The sequence below is a fragment of the Streptomyces sp. WAC 06738 genome (assembly GCF_003945505.1).
In the GTDB taxonomy this organism is placed as follows: domain Bacteria; phylum Actinomycetota; class Actinomycetes; order Streptomycetales; family Streptomycetaceae; genus Streptomyces.
Window position 1 is genome coordinate 7,195,177 of the sequence record NZ_CP029618.1, and the last position, 18,453, is coordinate 7,213,629.

At 71.1% G+C, this 18,453-nt stretch carries 12 protein-coding genes and 1 pseudogene; 6 read left to right on the forward strand and 7 right to left on the reverse strand.

The annotated features are described in order from the left end of the window. The first annotated feature begins 6 nt into the window (after positions 1 to 6). Genes DMB38_RS31375 through DMB38_RS31390 form a run of 4 tightly spaced genes read left to right on the forward strand, consistent with a single transcriptional unit; the run spans position 7 to position 6,569 of the window. Complete coding sequence (locus DMB38_RS31375) at positions 7 to 795, forward strand: ABC transporter ATP-binding protein (protein WP_125937979.1); 789 nt, start codon at positions 7 to 9, stop codon at positions 793 to 795. After that, entirely contained in the window at positions 792 to 1,523 is a 732-nt protein-coding gene (locus tag DMB38_RS31380; protein ID WP_125937980.1) for an ABC transporter ATP-binding protein, read from the forward strand. The genes DMB38_RS31375 and DMB38_RS31380 overlap by 4 nt, the downstream gene beginning before the upstream one ends. Positions 1,524 to 1,575: 52 nt before the next feature. Continuing rightward, a complete protein-coding gene (locus DMB38_RS31385; protein ID WP_125937981.1) occupies positions 1,576 to 2,454 on the forward strand; it encodes a sugar phosphate isomerase/epimerase in 879 nt (292 codons plus the stop codon). Positions 2,455 to 2,495: 41 nt separating this feature from the next. Then, the gene (locus DMB38_RS31390; RefSeq protein ID WP_125937982.1) at positions 2,496 to 6,569 is read left to right on the forward strand and encodes a ThuA domain-containing protein; all 4,074 of its coding nucleotides are present in this window, start codon (positions 2,496 to 2,498) and stop codon (positions 6,567 to 6,569) included. 123 nt (positions 6,570 to 6,692) lie between these two features. Here the strand turns inward: DMB38_RS31390 and DMB38_RS31395 are convergent. The 7 genes and pseudogenes from DMB38_RS31395 to DMB38_RS31425 form a co-directional block, all read right to left on the reverse strand. Beyond that, positions 6,693 to 8,003 (reverse strand): annotated as a pseudogene (locus DMB38_RS31395) (PQQ-dependent sugar dehydrogenase); the annotation flags it as partial. Between the two features lie 263 nt (positions 8,004 to 8,266). After that, positions 8,267 to 9,151: an alpha/beta fold hydrolase gene (locus DMB38_RS31400; protein ID WP_206337775.1), complete on the reverse strand. Its 885-nt coding sequence runs from the start codon at positions 9,149 to 9,151 to the stop codon at positions 8,267 to 8,269. A gap of 10 nt (positions 9,152 to 9,161) precedes the next feature. After that, entirely contained in the window at positions 9,162 to 9,725 is a 564-nt protein-coding gene (locus tag DMB38_RS31405) for a DJ-1/PfpI family protein (protein WP_125937984.1), read from the reverse strand. Between the two features lie 261 nt (positions 9,726 to 9,986). Beyond that, positions 9,987 to 11,522, reverse strand: coding sequence for a glycoside hydrolase family 43 protein (locus DMB38_RS31410; RefSeq protein WP_125937985.1), 1,536 nt, complete (start codon positions 11,520 to 11,522; stop codon positions 9,987 to 9,989). 56 nt (positions 11,523 to 11,578) lie between these two features. Further along, a complete protein-coding gene (locus DMB38_RS31415; RefSeq protein WP_125937986.1) occupies positions 11,579 to 12,472 on the reverse strand; it encodes a carbohydrate ABC transporter permease in 894 nt (297 codons plus the stop codon). A 1-nt stretch (position 12,473) separates the two neighbouring features. After that, a complete protein-coding gene (locus DMB38_RS31420; RefSeq protein ID WP_125937987.1) occupies positions 12,474 to 13,376 on the reverse strand; it encodes a sugar ABC transporter permease in 903 nt (300 codons plus the stop codon). Next, a complete protein-coding gene (locus DMB38_RS31425; protein ID WP_164716147.1) occupies positions 13,373 to 14,695 on the reverse strand; it encodes an extracellular solute-binding protein in 1,323 nt (440 codons plus the stop codon). Before DMB38_RS31425 ends, DMB38_RS31420 begins: the two co-directional genes overlap by 4 nt. 247 nt (positions 14,696 to 14,942) lie before the next feature. On the opposite strand from DMB38_RS31425, the gene DMB38_RS31430 reads away from it, so the two are divergent. Beyond that, complete coding sequence (locus DMB38_RS31430; RefSeq protein WP_125937988.1) at positions 14,943 to 17,363, forward strand: glycoside hydrolase family 3 N-terminal domain-containing protein; 2,421 nt, start codon at positions 14,943 to 14,945, stop codon at positions 17,361 to 17,363. Next, on the forward strand, positions 17,347 to 18,390 hold the full coding sequence (locus DMB38_RS31435; protein WP_125937989.1) for a LacI family DNA-binding transcriptional regulator: 1,044 nt from the start codon (positions 17,347 to 17,349) through the stop codon (positions 18,388 to 18,390). Before DMB38_RS31430 ends, DMB38_RS31435 begins: the two co-directional genes overlap by 17 nt. Positions 18,391 to 18,453: the final 63 nt, after the last annotated feature.

Sequence of the window (18,453 nt, forward strand, 5' to 3'; positions counted from 1 at the left end):
CCGGTCATGGCCCACACGAGCACGGTGCCGTCCGAGCCGGCCGGCAGAGCGCCCGTCGTCCAGGTCCGCGCGCTCACGGTGGCGTTCGGCGGGCTGCTCGCCCTGAACGGCATCGACCTCGCCGTCGCGCGGGGCGAGCGGCTGGCAGTCATCGGCCCGAACGGAGCCGGAAAGACCACCCTGTTCCACGTGATCGCCGGTGAGGTGACGCCGGTCAGCGGATCCGTCCTCATCAAGGGCGTCGAGTGCGTCCACCGGCCGTCGCGCTACCGCCCCCGGCTGGGCGTCGCACGGACGTACCAGAAGGCCCGGGCCCTGGCCGGCCTCACCGTACGCGAGAACATCTACCTCGCGCTCGCCGGAGTGCGGGGCCGGCACCGGGCACTGTGGCGGTCGTCCACCGACCGGCGGATGAGCGACGAGGCCGCCGACGTGGCGCGCCGGGTCTGGCTGGCGGGACAGCTCGACGCCACGGCGGGAGAACTGGCCCACGGGCAGCAGCGGCAACTGGAACTCGGCATGGCCATCGCCACGAGGCCGGACGTGATGCTGCTCGACGAACCGGCGTCCGGCCTGTCGCGGGGCGAGCGCGAACGCCTCGTCGAGCTGCTGGAGTCGTTCGACGAGGACCTGACCCTGCTGCTCGTCGAGCATGACATGGACGTGGCATTCAGCATCGCCCAGCGGGTGGTGGTGATGGCCGACGGGGAGCAGGTCGCGGCCGGAACCCCCGCCCAGGTACGCGGTGATCCACACGTCCACCGGATCTACCTGGGCACGGAGGCACCGCTATGAGCACGGCCCCCCTTCTCGACGTTCGCCGGCTGCGCTCCGGCTACGGCGCCTCCGTGGTCCTGGAGGAACTCAGCTTCAGCATGGGCGTCGAGGCCGTCGGGATCGTCGGCCGCAACGGCATGGGGAAGACCACGCTCTGCGACACCCTGGTCGGATTCCTTCCGGCGTCGGGCGGGGAGGTCAGGCTGCGCGGTGAGCGGGTCGAGGGCCGGACGCCGGAGAAGATCGCGGGCGCCGGTATCGCCTACGTCCCGCAGGGCCGGCGGCTCTTCCCGTCGCTCACCGTCGACGAGCACCTGGCGATGCTGGCCAGGCGGGCACGCGCCAAGCGATGGACCCCCGAGGCGGTCTACGAACTCTTCCCGCGGCTGGCCGAGCGCAAGAAGCACGGCGGTGCCGCCCTCTCCGGCGGTGAGCAGCAGATGCTCGCCGTGGGACGGGCGCTGCTGCTGAACGCGCGCCTGATCGTGATGGACGAGCCGTCCGAAGGGCTGGCTCCGACGATCGTCGACGTCCTCGTCGACGTCGTCCACCACCTCGTCGACGAGGGGGTGGCCGTACTCGTCGTCGAGCAGAACCTGCGCGCCGCGGTCCGGATGGCCCGGCGGCAGCTCGTCATGGTGTCCGGCCGGCTGGAGGCCGAGTTCAGCGGCGACGACCTGCTCAACCGGCCGGACCTGCAGAGCAGGTACCTCGGCGTCGGCGGCGCCGGCCGGGCACTCCGGTGAGAGGTCCGGCTCCGCCGTGCGGTGGACGAACGGAATCGCGAGGGGAGAACCGATGAAGGCGACAAGGACGTTCGGGGTCAACACCTGGGTGTGGACCTCGCCCCTGACCGACCGCAGGCTGGCCGAGCTGGCACCCCGCGTACGGGAGTGGGGCTTCGACGTGATCGAGCTCCCGGTGGAGAACGTCGGCGACTGGGATCCCGGCCGGGCGGCGAAGCTGCTCGACTCGCTCGGTCTGTCGGCCACCCTCGTCGTGGCGATGGGACCGGGGCGCGAGCTGGTGGCCGCCGGCGGGGAGACGATCGCCGCCACGCAAGATCTCCTGCGGCGCGTGGTCGACGCGGCGGCCACCGTGTCCTCGCCGGTCGTCGCGGGCCCGCTGTACGCCTCGGTGGGGCGCACCTGGCGGATGGACGACGCGGAGCGGCGCGCCTGTTACGCGCAGGTGCGGGACGGCCTCGCCCCGGTGGTCGAGCATGCGCGCGAAGCCGGCGTCACCGTGGCGGTCGAGCCCCTCAACCGGTACGAGACGAGCGTGGTCAACACCGTCGACCAGACGCTGGAGGCGCTGGCCGGGCTGCCGGCCGAAGGCTGCGGGGTGGCCCTGGACGTCTACCACATGAACATCGAGGAGCAGGACATCCCGGCGGCCATCCGGAGGGCGGGCGACCGGATCGCCCACGTCCAGGTATGCGCCAACGACCGGGGTGCTCCGGGCGCGGACCACCTCGACTGGCCGGGCATCCTCACCGCGCTCGACGCCGCCGGCTACCGGGGGCCGCTCGTGATCGAGTCGTTCACCGGCGACAACGAGACGATCGCGACGGCCGCCTCGATCTGGCGGGCACTGGCACCGAGCCAGGACGCGATCGCCGTCGACGGGCTGTCCTTCCTCGCCGGGCTGTCCGCCGGGCACCACCGCACCCCCTGAATTCTTCGGTCAGCACCCGCCACGAAGCGACGGAGAGGACTATGCGACAACGCCATAGATACGCCCTGCTCACGGTGGTGATCGCGCTCCTGGTCTCGTTCCTTCCAGGAATGGCCACCAGCGCGGCACAGGACGCCGAGCAGGAATACGACGTGCTCTTCTTCCACAAGACGACCGGCTTCCGGCACGACTCGATCCCGTCCGCCCTCGCGGCTGTCGAACAACTCGGCCAGGAGAACGGCTTCACCGTCACCGAGACACAGGACGCCTCGGTCTTCACCGACGAAGGGCTGGCGCAGTACGAGGCCGTGGTCTTCTTCACCGACGGTGAGAAAACCCTCGACACCGGGCAGCGGCACGCGTTCGAGCGCTACATCCAGCGCGGCGGAGGCTTCGCCGGGCTGCACTCGTCGTCGAACATGGACAAGACGGACTGGCCCTGGTGGTCCGAGCTCATGGGCGGCGCGTTCTTCAAGAGCCACCCCTCCGGGGCCGACCAGTTCCAGGAGGCGACCGTACGGATAGAGGACCCCGACCACCCGTCGACGGCCGGGCTCCCGGCCGCATGGGTCCGCGAGGACGAGTGGTACAACTTCACCGCCAATCCGCGTGAGGACGTCCACGTCCTCGCCACGCTGGACGAGTCGACGTACGACCCGGGCCCGGACGCCATGGGCGAGGACCACCCCATCGCCTGGTGCTCCGCCTTCGACGGCGGCCGGACCTGGTACTCGGCGCTGGGCCACAGCCCGGACGACTACGACGAGCCGCAGTTGCGCCGGCACATCCTCGGCGGCATCGAGTGGGCGGCGGGCACCGCCGAGGGCGACTGCGGCGAGCCCCGCGAAGGGAGCCCGACGGAGTCCTCCTTCGAGAAGGTCGCGCTGGACGACAACACGGCCAACCCGATGGAGCTGGCCGTCGCCCCCGACGGACGCGTCTTCTACGTCGAGCTGGGCGGCACGGTGAAGCTCTACGACCCCGAGTCCGGCGCCGTGCAGACGGCCGCGCAGATCCCGGTCCACCGCGGCAACGAGAACGGGCTGCTGGGCATCGCCCTCGATCCCGACTTCGAGACGAACCAGTGGGTCTACCTCTTCTACAGCGCACCGTCGCCCGAGGTGCAGCACGTCTCCAGATTCACCGCCGACGGCGACACCCTGGACCTGGAGTCCGAGAAGGTCCTGCTGGAGATCCCGCACCAGCGGGAGGTGTGCTGCCACTCCGCCGGCTCGATGAGGTTCGGCCCCGACGGCAACCTCTTCATCTCCACCGGCGACGACACCGCGCACTTCGCCTCGAACGGCTTCGCCCCGATCGACGGGCGCGTCCACGACGACCACAACAGCGAGGACGCCAAGCACTCGTACGACGCGCGCCGCACCTCCGGCAACACCAACGACCTGCGCGGCAAGATCCTCCGGATCAGGCCCGAGGACGACGGCACGTATGCCATCCCGGAGGGCAACCTGTTCCCGCCGGGCACGGAGAAGACACGGCCCGAGATCTACACGATGGGCCACCGCAACCCGTTCCGGATCGCCGTCGACGACGAGACCGGCTGGGTCTACGCCGGCGAGGTCGGTCCCGACGCGGGCAGCGACAACGCCGACCGCGGCCCGCGCGGCTACGACGAGTGGAACCAGATCCGCGAGGCCGGCAACTACGGCTGGCCGTACTGCATCGCAGACAACCAGGCGTACCGCGAATGGGACTTCGCCTCGGGCACCCCGGGTGAGTCCTTCGACTGCGAGAACGGTCCCGCCAACAGGTCCCCGTTCAACACCGGCCTGGAGACCGTCCCGCCGGCCAAGGACGCCTTCGTCTGGTACCCGTACGGGCAGTCGCCGCAGTTCCCGGAGCTCCCCCAGGGCGGCGGGCGCTCCGCGTACGCCGGCGACGTGTACCACTACGACCCCGAACTGCTGGGAGACGGGCAGTTCCCCGAGTACTACGACGACGCGGTCTTCGTCATGGAATGGTCGCGCAAGTGGATCGGCGCGCTCCGGCTGGACGAGAACGGCGACTACAAGAGCTTCGAGCGGTTCATGCCGAACACCACCTTCCGCAGCCCGCACGACATGGAGTTCGGCCCTGACGGGGCGATGTACCTGATCGAGTGGGGCATGGACTTCAACTACGGCGGGGCGAACGTCAACCCGGACTCCGGCCTCTACAAGATCAACTACACCAAGGGTGCGCGCACCCCCGTCGCGAAGGCCGCCGTCGACAAGGACTCCGGGCCCGCTCCGCTGGACGTCGCCTTCTCCAGCGAGGGCAGCCACGACCCGGACGGCGACGAACTGACGTACACCTGGGACCTCGGTGACGGTACGACATCGGACGAACCCGACCCGACCCACACCTACACCCAGCCCGGCGAGTACACCGCGCAACTCACGGTCAGCGACCCGTCGGGACGTTCCAGCAGCTCCAACGTCACGATCACCGCGGGGAACACCCGTCCCGAGGTGACCGTGGAACTGCCACACAACGGCCAGGTCTTCGACTGGGGCGACAAGATCCCCTTCAAGGTCTCGGTCTCGGATGCCGAGGACGGCTCCGGCAACGCGATCGACTGCGAGCGCGTCACCGTCCAGCAAGGGCTCTACCACGACGAGGGCGGTAACGCCCACGTGCATCCGGGCGAGGCACAGAACGGCTGCGAAGGGGTGCTCGCGACCCAGAGCGACGCGGAGCACGGCGAAGCGGCGGACATCGCGCTCACCGTGACCGCCGGCTACACCGACCTCGGTGGCGAGTCCGGTGCGCCTGCGCTCACCGGCGGGGTGACGCACTTCCTGCAGCAGACGCGGAAGGAGGTCGAGCACTTCGGCGACTCGTCGAAGGTGAGCGTCCGCGACGCGAACGACGAGGAGACCGGCGGCGGTGAGGCGATCACCGCCGGGGACGGCGCCTGGGCGTCGTACGACCCCTACAACCTCGACGGCATCGGCGACGTGACGCTCCGTGCGGCGGCGGCCGAGGACGCCACGGTCGAGGTACGGCGCGGTGCGCCCGACGGCGAACTGCTGGGCAGCGCGCAGATCGAGGGCAACGTCGAGGTGCCGCGGGCCGGCGGCCCGGAGGGCTTCGGCAACGCCGTCCGGCTCGGCGGGTCCGGCGAGTCGGAGAAGGTGGAACTGCCCACGGGCATCGTCGAGGGTGCCGAGGACTTCACCGCCTCGGCATGGGTGAACTGGTCCGGCGGCCAGAGCTGGGCCCGGATCTTCGACTTCGGCTCCGGCACCGGCAACTACATGTTCCTGACGCCGAGCGCCGGCGGCACCGGCAAGCTCAGGTTCGCGATGACGACCGGCTCCGGCGAGCAGCAGATCGAAGGCTCGCAGGCGCTGCCCACCGACGGCTGGCAGCACGTCGCGGTCACGCTGTCGGGCACCACGGGAACGCTGTACCTCAACGGAGAACCGATCGGGACCAACGACGACATCACGTTGGACCCGTCGGATCTGGGCCCCACGGCGCAGAACTGGATCGGCGACTCCCAGTGGTCGGCGGACCCGCTGCTCGACGGCGCGGTCGACGATTTCCACATCTTCGACCGCGCGCTGGCGCCGGGAGAGATCAAGTCGCTGACCGCCGCCCCCGGCGGTGACGTGGGCGGTGGAAACGTCGCCTGGTACCGGTTCGACGAGGACGGCGGCGCGCACGTCGCGGACTCCTCCGAGCAGGGCAACGACGCGCGCATCGTACTCGCGGAGTCCGCTGCGACCTGGCAGAACGTGACGGTGGACCTGAAGCCGACCGAGGGGACGTTCCCGCTGTACCTCGTCTTCCCGGACGGTCAGGTGCGGGTCAACTGGATGGAGTTCGGCAAGTCCGGAGTCGATCCGGGGGAGTGCGCCACTCCCGATCAGCGGGCGACGGTGGTCGTCGGCGACGTCGACAGCGGGGTGAAGAACCACGAGGCCGGCGGCGGGTGCACGATCAACGACCGCATCCTGGATGAACAGGAGTGGAGCAGTCGCGGCGAGTTCCTCACCTATGTGAGGGAGGTGACCGACGCGCTCATGGACGACGGCGTGATCACCGGGCCGGAAGCCCGTGACATCAGACGTGCCGCCGCCCGCAGCGGGATCGGCCGCGCCGCGTAGGACGCGGCCCCGGCCCAACCCTGCACACCAGGGCGGCCCGGCGAGAACCGCCGGGCCGCCCGACCGCTGGTGGGAGCGAGGGTGCCGGCCGGTACCCTAGGCCCCGGCGCTTGCGGCGCCTAGGTAGTCGATGCGGTAGAGGCCGGAGTCGTTGTTTCCGCCCCCGAAGGAACTGCCCCACTCCAGGAGGTAGAGCGCGCCGTCCGGGCCGAACGTCATGTCCATCGGCCTGATGAACCCGGTGCCGGACATGAACGCGTTGACGGACTCCAGGTTGCCGCTCCCGTCGGAGCGGATCTCCTTGATGAAGTTGCGGTCCCACTCGTAGAAGAACGCCGAGCCGTCGAACGACTGCGGGAACTTGGTGCCGGACGGGTTGCCGGCGTCGAAGCGGTAGACGGGTCCGGCCATCGGGGCGATACCGCCCGTGCCGAGTTCGGGGAACTCCGCTGAGGCGTCGTAGCCGTACCACATGCCGGGCTTCTTGACGGGTGGCAGCTCGGTGAGACCGGTGTTGTTGGGGGACTCGTTGACGGGGTGGGCGCAGTCGAACTTCGGGCCGGTCTGGCCCGTGTCGGGGTTGTAGGGGGCGTAGGGCTGGTTGTTGCCGTGGCAGAAGGGCCAGCCGTAGTTGCCGGGTTCGGTGATGACGTTGTACTCGCCCAGGCCCGCGGGGCCGCGGGCGTCGGTCACACCGCGCCGGTCGGGCCCGTAGTCGGCCATGTGCACGGCGCCGGTGGCGGGGTCCACGGAAAAGCGGAAGGGGTTGCGGAAGCCCATGGCGTAGACCTCGGGGCGGGTGTTCGCCGTTCCCACGGGGAAGAGGTTGCCGTCGGGGATGGTGTATCCGCCGCCGCTGGTGGGCCGGATGCGCAGGATCTTGCCACGCAGGTCGTTGGTGTTGCCGGCGGTGCGCGCCGAGTCCTGCATCTCATGGCCCGGGCGCCAGTCCAGCGGGGCGTAGCCCCGCCAGGCCGGGTCGAGGTTGGGCGCGGTGTCGTCGCCGGTGCCGATGTAGAGGGTGCCGTCCGGGCCGAACTCCAGGCCGCCGCCGGTGTGGCCGGGCTCCGGGTAGGTCCGGTCCCGGTAGGCGGGGATGTCGATCACCCGCTGCTCGCTCGACAGATCCAGCGTGTTTCCCTCAAGGGTGAAGCCGGACACCCTGTTGACGTCTGCGGCGCTGTCGGCAGGGGAGTAGTTGAGGTAGATCCTGTGGTTGGTGGCGAAGCCGGGGTCGAGGGCCAGCCCGATGAGCCCGTCCTCACCGCCGGTGTACACCTTGAGGTTTCCGGCGGTGGCGGTGGACCGGGTCGCCGGGTCGAAGACGCGTACGGCGCCGCCGCGCTGGATGTAGATCACGCGGCCGTCCGGAGCGACGTCCAGCTCCATGGGATCGGCGGTGCCGTCGTCGAGCGTCACCTTCGCGAAGGCGTCCTGCTCGGCGGCCCGGGCGTGGGACGCGGTCGCCGTCAGGGCGCCGGCCGCGAGTAAGGGGGCCATGGCCAGCGCTACGAGGGCGCGTGGGCGTTTGCGGTGTCGTTCCTTCATGTGGGGGGCCTCTCGATGGAATGCGGCTCCGGCATTGCCGGCGGGAAAGGGAAGGTGGCCTTCGCAAACGGCTGGATCCGGCGGCGACGGCGTCCGGGGGCTGGCGCGTCAGATCATCCGGGCGGGTGGGTGCGGGAACGCGAAGCCGTTCACGGCTCCTCCAGGAAGGTCGTCAGGAGCCGGTGCAGCTCCGCCGGTCGTTCGGCCGGTGCGGCGTGCCCGCACGCCCCGAACAGGTGCGCCCGCACATCGGGCAGCAGGTGAAGAAGTCGCAGGGTGCTGGACTCCAGCGGCACGACGCGATCCTCCGTGCCGTGTACGAGGAGCGTGGGCGCCCGGATCCGCCCGAGTTCGCCGGCGGTCAGCGCGAGGTCACGGACCCACCGCTCGCGCGGCGGCGGGAACATGACGGCGAACGCCTCGAGCGGACCCGGCTCGAGGGTGGCGGCCAGCCGTGCCTCGACGGCTTCGGCGGTGCGGAACGCCTCGTCGACGTGGAGCAGTTCGAGGAGCCCGCGGGCCGCCGCGCGCCCGGGGCGGTACGCCCAGAGCCGGTCGAGGCCCGGCGGCAGCGGCATGTCGACGCCGAGGGTGCCGATCCCCGCCAGCCGGGCGACCGTCCGCGGCCGGGCATGGGCCACGGAGAGCGCGATGGCGCCGCCCATGGAGTTGCCGACGACGGCGCAGCGGTCCAGCGCCAGTTCGTCCAGGAGCTCCAGGATCTGCGCCGTCCACACCCGGCGGCCGTAGGAGTGCTCCCCGTCGGCCGCGGGACCGGGGAGCAGCCTGCTCCGCCCGAAGCCGGCGAAGTCGGGTGCGATGACGCGGAAGCGGGGCGCCATGGCAGCCATGAGGGGGTCCCAGGCCGCACCCGAGACACCCGGGCCTGAGCCGTGCAGCAGGACGACGGCCGGACCCGAACCCGCCTCGCGCACACAGGTCTCGGATCCGGCGGTCCTGACCATCCGTTCCTCGATGCCGGTGTGCGTCGTCCTCGTGCCGTCCGGGCGCGCGCCGCCCACGGGAATGCTCATGCGACGGCGGTCAGGCAGGGCCGGCGGAGCGGTCGAGAACCGCCACGAACGCCCGTGACCACTCCGGCAGATCCGGCCAGCCCCGGCAGGAGACCATGTTCCCGTCGACGACGTCGGGCCCGTCCACGACCGTCGCGCCGGCATTCTCCATGTCGGCGGCCAGGGGCCCGAACGCAGCCGTCTTACGCCCCTTCAGGAGGCCGTAGGCCGCCGGTACCTGCGGTCCGTGACACACCGTGCCCACGGGCAGGTTCCGGGCGAAGAAGTACTCCGTGATGCGGCGGACGTCGGCGTCGAGGCGGATGTACTCGGGAGCGCGGCCACCGGGGATGATCAGGCCCGCGTACCCCGTCGGATCGACCTCCGAGAACGCCAGGTCGACGGGGAGCCTGCGCCCGTTCTTCTCCGTGTAGGCGTCGGACCCCGGCTCGAAATCGTGGATCACCAGTTGCACGTCCCGGCGCGTCGGCGCCGCGACGTCCACCTGATGGCCCGCCTCGCGCATGCGGAAGACCGGGTACATCGTGTCCAGTTCCTCGGCCGCGTCGCCGACGAGGACAAGCACCTTCTTCATCGTTCCTCCGGTTCTCGGCAGTCTGCGGGCAGGCCGCTGCATGTGCCGGATCGTGGACCAGGCATGGAGGTGTTCCTTCGGGCGCCGGCGGAGGGGTCGGCCGGGAGAGCGTGGGCCCGTGGACATCATACGTTTGGGAGCGCTCCCAGATGAGGAGGCTAGCGCTCCTCCTCCGGGCTGTAAACGGATGCGCCGGCCCGGGGGGCCGCTGGATTTCGCGCTGCCCGGCGGCGCGGGAGGCGGAGCCGATGCGGCCGGGCATCACGCGGAGGGCGGGGAGGCCGGGGTGTACGCGAACCAGTCGAAGGCGACCGTGCCTTCGGTGGCGTACATGCCGATGACGCGGCCGGTGAAGCCGCAGGCGATCTCGGTGGACAGGTAGCGCCCGTCCAGTTCGGCGAGGAGCCGGGCGTCCGGGGCGCCGGGATCGCCGAGCCAGAAGGCGAGGGTGTCGGGGCCCGTGGCCGCGGCGTCGGTGAGTTCGGGCGACGCGGGCACGAGGCGGGACGTGCGGATCGCGAGGGTGAGGGTCAGCGGCCCGGGCGGGACCGGCCGGGTGGCCACGGTCTGGCGCAGTGGACCGATGCGGGCGACGACGCCGGCCTCCCCGTTCCCGACCTCCAGTTCGTAGTGGTGGGCCTCGTCGAGGCGGACGCCGAGGCCGCCGCGTCCCGTACCCGGGTCGACGGCGACGGTGACGCGGCAGTCGTGGTGCTGCTGGCGGCGGCCGACGAACGTGTGTCCGGGGCGGTCGAGGGTGGTGCCGGTGGCGCTGAGCGTCAGCCAGCCGGGGCGCTCGGTGAGCGACCAGGACTCCTCCGGGCGGGCGAACGGCGAGATCCAGTGCGGCGCGAGGGCGGGGCCGTCGAAGTCGTCGCGGGCGGGCGGGGCCGGAACGGGGTGCCAGGCGCCGCCCGGTGCCGGGTGGTTCTCGGGAACGGGTGCGACGACGGGCCAGCCGTCCTCCGTCCACTCCACGGGGGTGAGGAACGTCTCGCGGCCGAGCACGTGCACGTCGGGGGTGAAGCCCCGGGGCCGGACGCCGAGCAGCACCATCCACCAACCCCCGTCGGGAGCCTCGACCAGGTCGGCGTGGCCGGTGTTCTGGATCGGGTGGGCCGTACCGCTGTGGGACAGCAGGGGGTTGGCGGGTGCGCCTTCCCAGGGGCCGCGCGGCGAGCGGCTGCGGGCGACGGACACGCTGTGGCCGCGTTCGGTGCCGCCCTCCGCGATCAGCAGGTACCACCAGTCGCCGATGCGGTAGAGGTGCGGCGCCTCGGGAAACTTCAGGCCCGTGCCCGACCAGGTGGCGAAAGGACCTTCCAGCACCTCCCCCTCGACCGGGTCGATCCTGGCCAGGTTGATGCCGCCTTCGGGCCCGGAGAAGGCGCTCCAGCAGGTGCCGTCCTCCTCCCACGCCAGATCGGGGTCGATCCCGGGCAGGTCGATCCACACCGGGTCGCTCCACGGCCCCTCCGGCCGCGCTGCCGAGACGACGAAGTTGCCGCCGCCGTCGATGTTGGTGTTGATGACCCAGTAACGGCCGCGGTGGTGGCGGATCGTGGGGGCGTAGAGGCCGCCGGACGCCTTGGCGCCGGGGAGCGGCAGCGGCAGTTGCCCGGGCCTGTCGAGCACGTTGCCGATCTGCTCCCAGTGGACGAGGTCCTTGCTGTGGAAGAGCGGCAGCCCGGGGAAGTACTCGAAGCTGGAGCAGACCAGGTAGTAGTCGCCGCCGACCCGGCACACGCTCGGATCGGGATGGAACCCGCTGATCACGGGATTGTCGTACGTACGCACGGGAGGTGCTCCCTTCGGGTCGCCGGGCGCCGTGGAGCGGAGCCGGCCGCTCTGGCTCACCGGCTGAATCCGGCGGTCAGACCGCTGAGCAGTTGGCGGCGGCCGAAGGCGTAAAGGACGATCAGTGGCAGGGTGGTGAGGACGACGGCGGCCAGGACCGCGGGGATGTTCACCCCGTACTCGCCCTGGAAGGTCCACAGCGCGAGGGGCAGAGTCCGCTGGGAAGGGCTCTGGGTGAGGATCAGCGGCAGCAGGAATCCGTTCCAGATGGTCAGCGCGTTGAAGATGGTCACGGTGAGGATGGCCGGCCGGGTGAGCGGGGCCGCCAGGCGCCACAGTGTTCCCCACTCGGTGGCCCCGTCCACCCGCATCGAGTCGAACAGTTCCTTGGGCACGTCCCGGATGAAGTTGGCGAGTATCAGCACGGACAGCGGGATGGCGAAGGCGATGGACGGCAGGATCAGCGCCAGCAGGCTGTCATAGAGCTGCAGCTTGATGATGATCAGGTAGACCGGGATCGCCGTCGCCTGCAGCGGGATGGCGAGGCCCATGAGGAACAGCCCGTTCACCACGCGCAGGAAGCGCAGGCGCCAGCCGCGCACGATCGCGTAGGCCGCCATGAAGGAGACCGTCACCGCCGGCACCACGGCGCCCGCGGTGACCACGACACTGTTCACGAAGTAGCTGATGAAGTCGGACTCCAGGACCAGCTCGTAGTTCTCCAGTGTGGGCTCGTCCGGCGGCGCCAGCGGGTTGCTCGCGTAGTAGTTGCTCTGGGCCTTGAGGCTGGTGATGAGGATCCAGTAGAGGGGTACGACGACGACGGCGAGCCAGAGCCATCCGGCCAGACCGCCGAGCCAGTTGCTCCGGCGGGCGGCCGGACCGGGGCGTCGCCGCCGCTCGCGGGGCGCGGTCTGCCGCGGTCGCGGCTTGGTCAGCGTGGTGGTCACGTCAGACCCCCTCGAGCTGGCTGTCACCGGCGTCCCGGCCGCCGAGCCGGCGCAGGAGCAGGGCGATGGCGAGACCCATGAGGACGAGGACGACCGCGATGGCGCTGGCCGGCCCCATCAGGTTGGCCTGGAAGCCCCGCTTGTACATGTCCAGCGCGAGGACCCGGGTGGCGTCTCCGGGGCCGCCCTCCGTCAGGACGAAGATGAGGTCGAAGAAGGTGAGCGACCCGATCACCATCAGCGTCGACGAGGTGATGATGGTGTACTTGAGCTGCGGCAGCGTGATGCTGAAGAACTGGCGGATCCGCCCCGCGCCGTCGAGCTGGGCGGCCTCGTAGAGGGACTGGGGGATCTGCTGGACGCCCCCCTGGTAGATCAGCGAGTGGAACGGGACGAACTGCCAGGAGACGATGAAGACGACGACGCCGAACGCGAGCCAGGGGCGCCCCAGCCAGTCCTTGCTCAGCCACTCGGTCCCCAGCCCGGCGCCCAGCCCGAAGTTGGGGTCCAGCAGCGCCTTGTACGCGACCGCGATCGCCGCGGAGCTGAGCAGGAGCGGGACGAAGTAGATCAGGCTCAGCACCGCGCGGTAGCGCTGGCGGCCGGCCAGGAAGGTGCCGAGCAGAATGCTCGCCGGTGTCTGTACCGCCCAGGAGACGGCCATCACCAGGAACGTCACCCAGAGGGCGTGCGGCAGCCCGGGGTCGGTGAGCACCGCACGCCAACTGGTCAGCCCGGACGGGTGGATGCCGCCGATCCCGTCCCACGTCGTGAAGCTCAGCAGGAGGACGCCGACGAGCGGGACGACGGCGAAGCCGACGAAGAAGAGCAGGGCCGGAACCGCCAGCCAGGGCAGGATGCCGCGCCGGTCCCCGCGCCCCGTGGAGCCGGTGAGGGTGCTCACTTGCCGATGACCTCGTTGAGGTTGTCGGTGAACTGCTCTGGCGAGATGGACAACTGGAACAGCCTGGCGATGTTGTCCAGCAGCGTCTCGGCGGCCGTCGGGCTGAGCGCCTGGTCCCAGGACTGGCCGAACGTCTTCGCGTTGCTGGCGATGCCGTAGACGAACTGAAGGAACTCGGCGCTCTCGGATTCGGCCAGCAGCTTCTCCGAGCCCTTAGCGATGGGCACCGCCCCGGTGTCGATCCACTCCTTCACCTCCTCGTCCGTGAGGACACCAGTGGCGAAGAAGTCCTTGGCGATCTTCTTCTGCTCGGCGCTGGCCTTCGAGGAGATGGACAGGTACTGGGCGGGGTTGCCGACGGAGTTGCCCGGATCGCCCTTGCCGCCTTCGACGGGCGGGAAGTTCATGAAGCCGAGGCCGCCACCGGAGACGAAGTCTCCGCCCTCGGCCTGCTGGATGCCGTACGACCAGGAGCCGTGCAGCATCATCGCGGCCTTGTCGGTGTACAGGAGCGCCTGGTCGGCGTTGGAGTCCGCGGTGATCGAGGAGAAACCCTTGATGAATCCGTCCGCCTTGATCAGGTCCTGCACCTTGGTCAGCGCCTCGATGGCGGCCGGGTGGGACCAGGCGCCCTTCTCGCCGTCGAAGACGGCCTGGAACACCTCGGGGCCGCCGATGCGGTCGAAGAGGAACTCCAGCCACATCATGTTCGTCCACCGGGACTGGCCGCCGAGGGAGAACGGCGCTATGCCCTCCGCGTTGAACCTGGGCACCAGGGCCATGATGTCGTCCCAGCTCTCGGGCGGCTCCACGCCGACGTCGTCGAAGACCCTCTTGTTGTAGAAGAGGACGATCGGCTCCACGCTCTCGAACGGCATCGCGTAGATCTTGCCGTCGACGGTCGCCGCGCCGAACGAGGACGGAAAGAGCCGGTTCTTGATCTCAGGGTTCTGGTCGAACCACGGGGTGAGGTCGTCGACCTGGCCGGCCTCCACGTAGCTGCGCAGCGTGCCACCGCCCCACCCCCAGATGACGGTGGGCGCCTTTCCGGCCCCGATGGCTGTCTTGATCTTCGTCTTGTAGGCGTCGTTCTCGAACGTGGTGACCTCGATCCGCCCGTCGGGGTTGGCCTCGTTGAACCGCTCCACCGCGCCGGTCCTGACGCCTTCCTGGGGCTGGCCGCTCAGGTGCCAGTACGTGGCCGTGCCGCCGTCGGCGCCCTTGCCGGGTCCGGACGAGCCGCAGGCGGCGAGTGCCGCGGACGCCGGCACACCGGCCGCCAGGCCGAGGAGGGTACGACGAGAGAGATGGATCTCCATGGGTGTTCTCCGCACTCGAAGGGCCGTCAGCTTCCGGCGGGCCAGGGCTGAAAAGTTTTCGAAATCCTGCTTCTGTTGAACCTGGTGGGTGCAAGTTAGGTATCGAGCATTTGGCTGTCAAGGCATGTGTAAGTCCGTTGTAGGGCAAGGTCTGTACGCGTACGCTCGAATGGAAGTGACCTTGAGGCAACCTCGCAAGGATCGAAAGATTTTCGAGACTCGCGGATCGAGTGCAGAGGAGTGCGCGATGCCCACGGCTGAATCACTACCGGTCACGGGCCGTGGCGCGCCCCGCTGGCGGGACCCGGCGCTGCCCGTGGCGGACCGGGTCGAGGCCCTCCTGGCCGAGATGACGGTGGCGGAGAAGGTCGCGCAGCTCGGCAGCCGCTGGAGCGGCAACGGCACGGTGCACACGGGCGACGACGGTGCCGGGCGGGCCGGAGCGCCGCGCGTGGCGCCGATCCAGGAGGTCTTCGAGTCCGGGAGCATTCCCCTGGCCGACGCGTGCAGGGATGGCCTCGGCCATCTCACCCGCGTGTACGGCAGCCGGCCGGTGACCCCGGTCGAGGGGGCCGCCGAGCTCGTCAGGTCGCAGCACACCGTCCTGCGGGGCTCCCGGCTGGGCATCCCCGCGCTCGTCCACGAGGAGTGCCTCACCGGGTTCACCACCTACGGCGCCACGGTCTATCCCGCGGCCCTCGCGTGGGCGGCGACGTTCGACCCGGAGCTGGTGCGACGGCTGGGGGCCGCGATCGGGCGGGACATGCGGGCGGTCGGCGTGCACCAGGGTCTCGCCCCGGTCCTCGACGTGGTCCGCGACTACCGGTGGGGCCGCGTCGAGGAGACCATGGGGGAGGACCCGTACCTGATCTCGATGCTCGGCGCCGCCTACGTCGCGGGGCTCGAGGGTGCCGGCGTCATCGCCACCCTCAAGCACTTCGCCGGCTACTCCGCGTCCCGCGCCGCCCGCAACCACGGGCCGGCGCCCCTCGGCCGCCGCGAGCTGGCGGACGTCATGCTGCCGCCGTTCGAGACCGCGATCGCGGTGGGCGGGGCCCGTTCCGTGATGAACGCGTACTCCGAGGTGGACGGGGTCCCGGCGGGGATCGACTCCTGGCTGCTCACCGATCTGCTCCGCGGCGACTGGGGTTTCACCGGCACCGTGGTCTCCGACTACGGGGCGGTCGCGTTCCTGGCCGGGATGCACGGGGTGGCCGCGGACACCGAGGAGGCGGGTGTACTGGCGCTCAGCGCCGGCATCGACGTGGAACTGCCCGACACGCTCGGCTTCGGCCCGCATCTCGTCGAGCGGGTCGGCCGGGGCGAGCTGTCCGAGTCCCTGGTGGACCGGGCGGTGCGCCGGCTGCTCACGCAGAAGGTCCGCCTCGGGCTCCTCGACCCCGGCTGGACGCCCGAGGGCTCGGTCGCCGGGGCCGCCGAGGTCGATCTGGACTCGCCGGAGAACCGGGAACTCGCCGCGGAGCTGGCCGAGCGATCCGTCGTCCTGCTCGACGCAGGCAGCGCACTGCCGCTCCTTCGCGCCGGACGTACCGCGCCGGGCCGGCTCGCCGTGGTCGGGCCGTGCGCCGCCGACTCGCGCACCCTCATGGGCTGCTACGCCTTCCCCAACCACGTCCTGCCCCGCCATCCCGGCCTGGGCCTCGGCGTGGCGGCGCCGACGGTCCTCGACGCGCTGCGCCGCGAACTCCCGGAGACCGGGATCCGCCACGAGCCGGGGTGCGAGGTGTCGGGCGACGACCGCTCCGGCTTCGCCGCCGCGGCGGCCGCGGCCCGCGAAGCGGATCTGTGCGTGGCGGTGGTGGGCGACCGCGCGGGCATGTTCGGCAACGGCACGTCCGGCGAGGGCTGCGACGCCGAGGATCTGCGGCTGCCGGGCGTCCAGGCCGATCTGCTCGCGGAGCTCTTCGCCACCGGAACGCCCGTGGTCGTCGTGGTGGTCTCCGGCCGCCCGTACGCCCTGGGCGAGGTGCATCCCCGCGCCGCCGGTCTGGTCCAGGCGTTCATGCCCGGCCAGGAGGGCGCCGCGGCGGTCGCCGGCGTGCTCTCCGGCCGGGTCCAGCCCGCCGGCAAGCTGCCGGTTCAGATTCCCCGCCGTCCGGGCGGTCAGCCCGGCACGTACCTGCAGCCGCCGCTCGGCGGGAACACCCACGGCATCAGCAGCATCGACCCGACGCCGCTGTTCCCCTTCGGGTACGGCAGGTCGTACACGACCTTCGAGGTCGACGAGCCGCGCGTGAGCGCGGCGGAGATACCCACCGACGGTGAGTTCGCCGTGTCGGTGCGGGTGCGCAACACCGGTGCCCGTGCCGGCCACGAGGTCGTCCAGTTGTATCTGCGCGACGTCGTCGCCCAGGTGACCCGCCCCGTCCGGCAGTTGGCCGGCTTCTTCCCGGTCCGGCTGGAGCCGGGCGAGAGCGCGCGGATCCGGTTCCAGGTGCATGCCGACCGGACCGCGTTCACCGGCCGGGACCTGCGGCGGATCGTCGAACCGGGGGAGGTCGAGGCGCTCGTCGGCACCTCCTCTGCGGATCTCCCCTGCCGGGTTACCGTACGGTTGACCGGCCCCACCCGTGTGGTCGGCCACGACCGGCGGCTCACGACGCCGGTGGAGAGACAGCAGGGGGAAGCCGATGCCGACGGACGCTAGGCGCACCACCTTGGCGACCATCGCCCGGGCGGCGGGGGTCTCGGTCGCGACCGTGTCCAAAGTGGTCAACGACCGAAGCGACGTGGCGCCGCAGACCCGCGCCCGGGTCCTGGAACTGCTGCACCGGCACGACTACTTCGCACCCGTGTTCCGCCACACCGAGGGTCCGCGGAGTCCGACCATCGAAGTGCAGTTCGCGGGCGGCCTCAGACCGTACGTGGCCGAGGCGGTGGAAGGCATCGCCGACGCGGCCGCCGAGCTGGGGGCCTCGGTGGTGATCGGCACCTCGTCCCATGCCCCGCACTGGGCCCGGGACCTGGTCACAGCCGGCCGCCGCGCCCTCATCGGGGTCACCAGCGTCTACACCGAAGCGCACCTGAAGGCCCTGGCCCGCGCCGGCCTTCCCGCGGTCGTGCTCGACCCGCTCCACCTGCCGCACAACCGGGTCAACAGCGTCGGAGCGACCAACTTCGCCGGCGGCCTGGCCGCGACCCAGCACCTGCTCTCCCTCGGCCACCGCCGCGTCGCGCACCTCGGCGGACCGGCCATGGCCGCCTGCAACCAGGCCCGCGCGCACGGCTACCGCGCCGCCATGGAGGCGGCCGGAGCACCCGTGCCCCCCGCCTACGTCCGGCCCGGGGAGTTCACGTACCGGGCCGGCCTGGCGGGCGCCGCGGCACTGCTGGACCTCGACGAGCAACCGACGGCGATATTCGCGGGAAACGACGAGATCGCCCTCGGCGTCATCGAGGCCGCCCGCACCCGCGGCCTGCGCGTCCCCGAGGACCTGAGCGTGGTCGGCTTCGACGACACGCTCCTCGCCCGGACCGCGTCGCCGCCGCTGACGACCGTACGCCAGCCGCTGAGGGAGATGGGCGGGGTCGCCCTGCGCACCGCCCTCCGCCTGGCCAACGGCGAGAAGGTGGAGTCCCACCACATCGAGCTGGCCACGGAGCTGGTGACCCGCGCGTCGACGGCACCGCCCGTCCCGCGTTCCGCCGTGGGCGGCGGATCCGGACCGGCGTGACCGTGACGGAGGGCGCCGGAAGGGAAGGGCCCCAGCCGGCGTGCGGCTGGGGCCCTCTTGCGA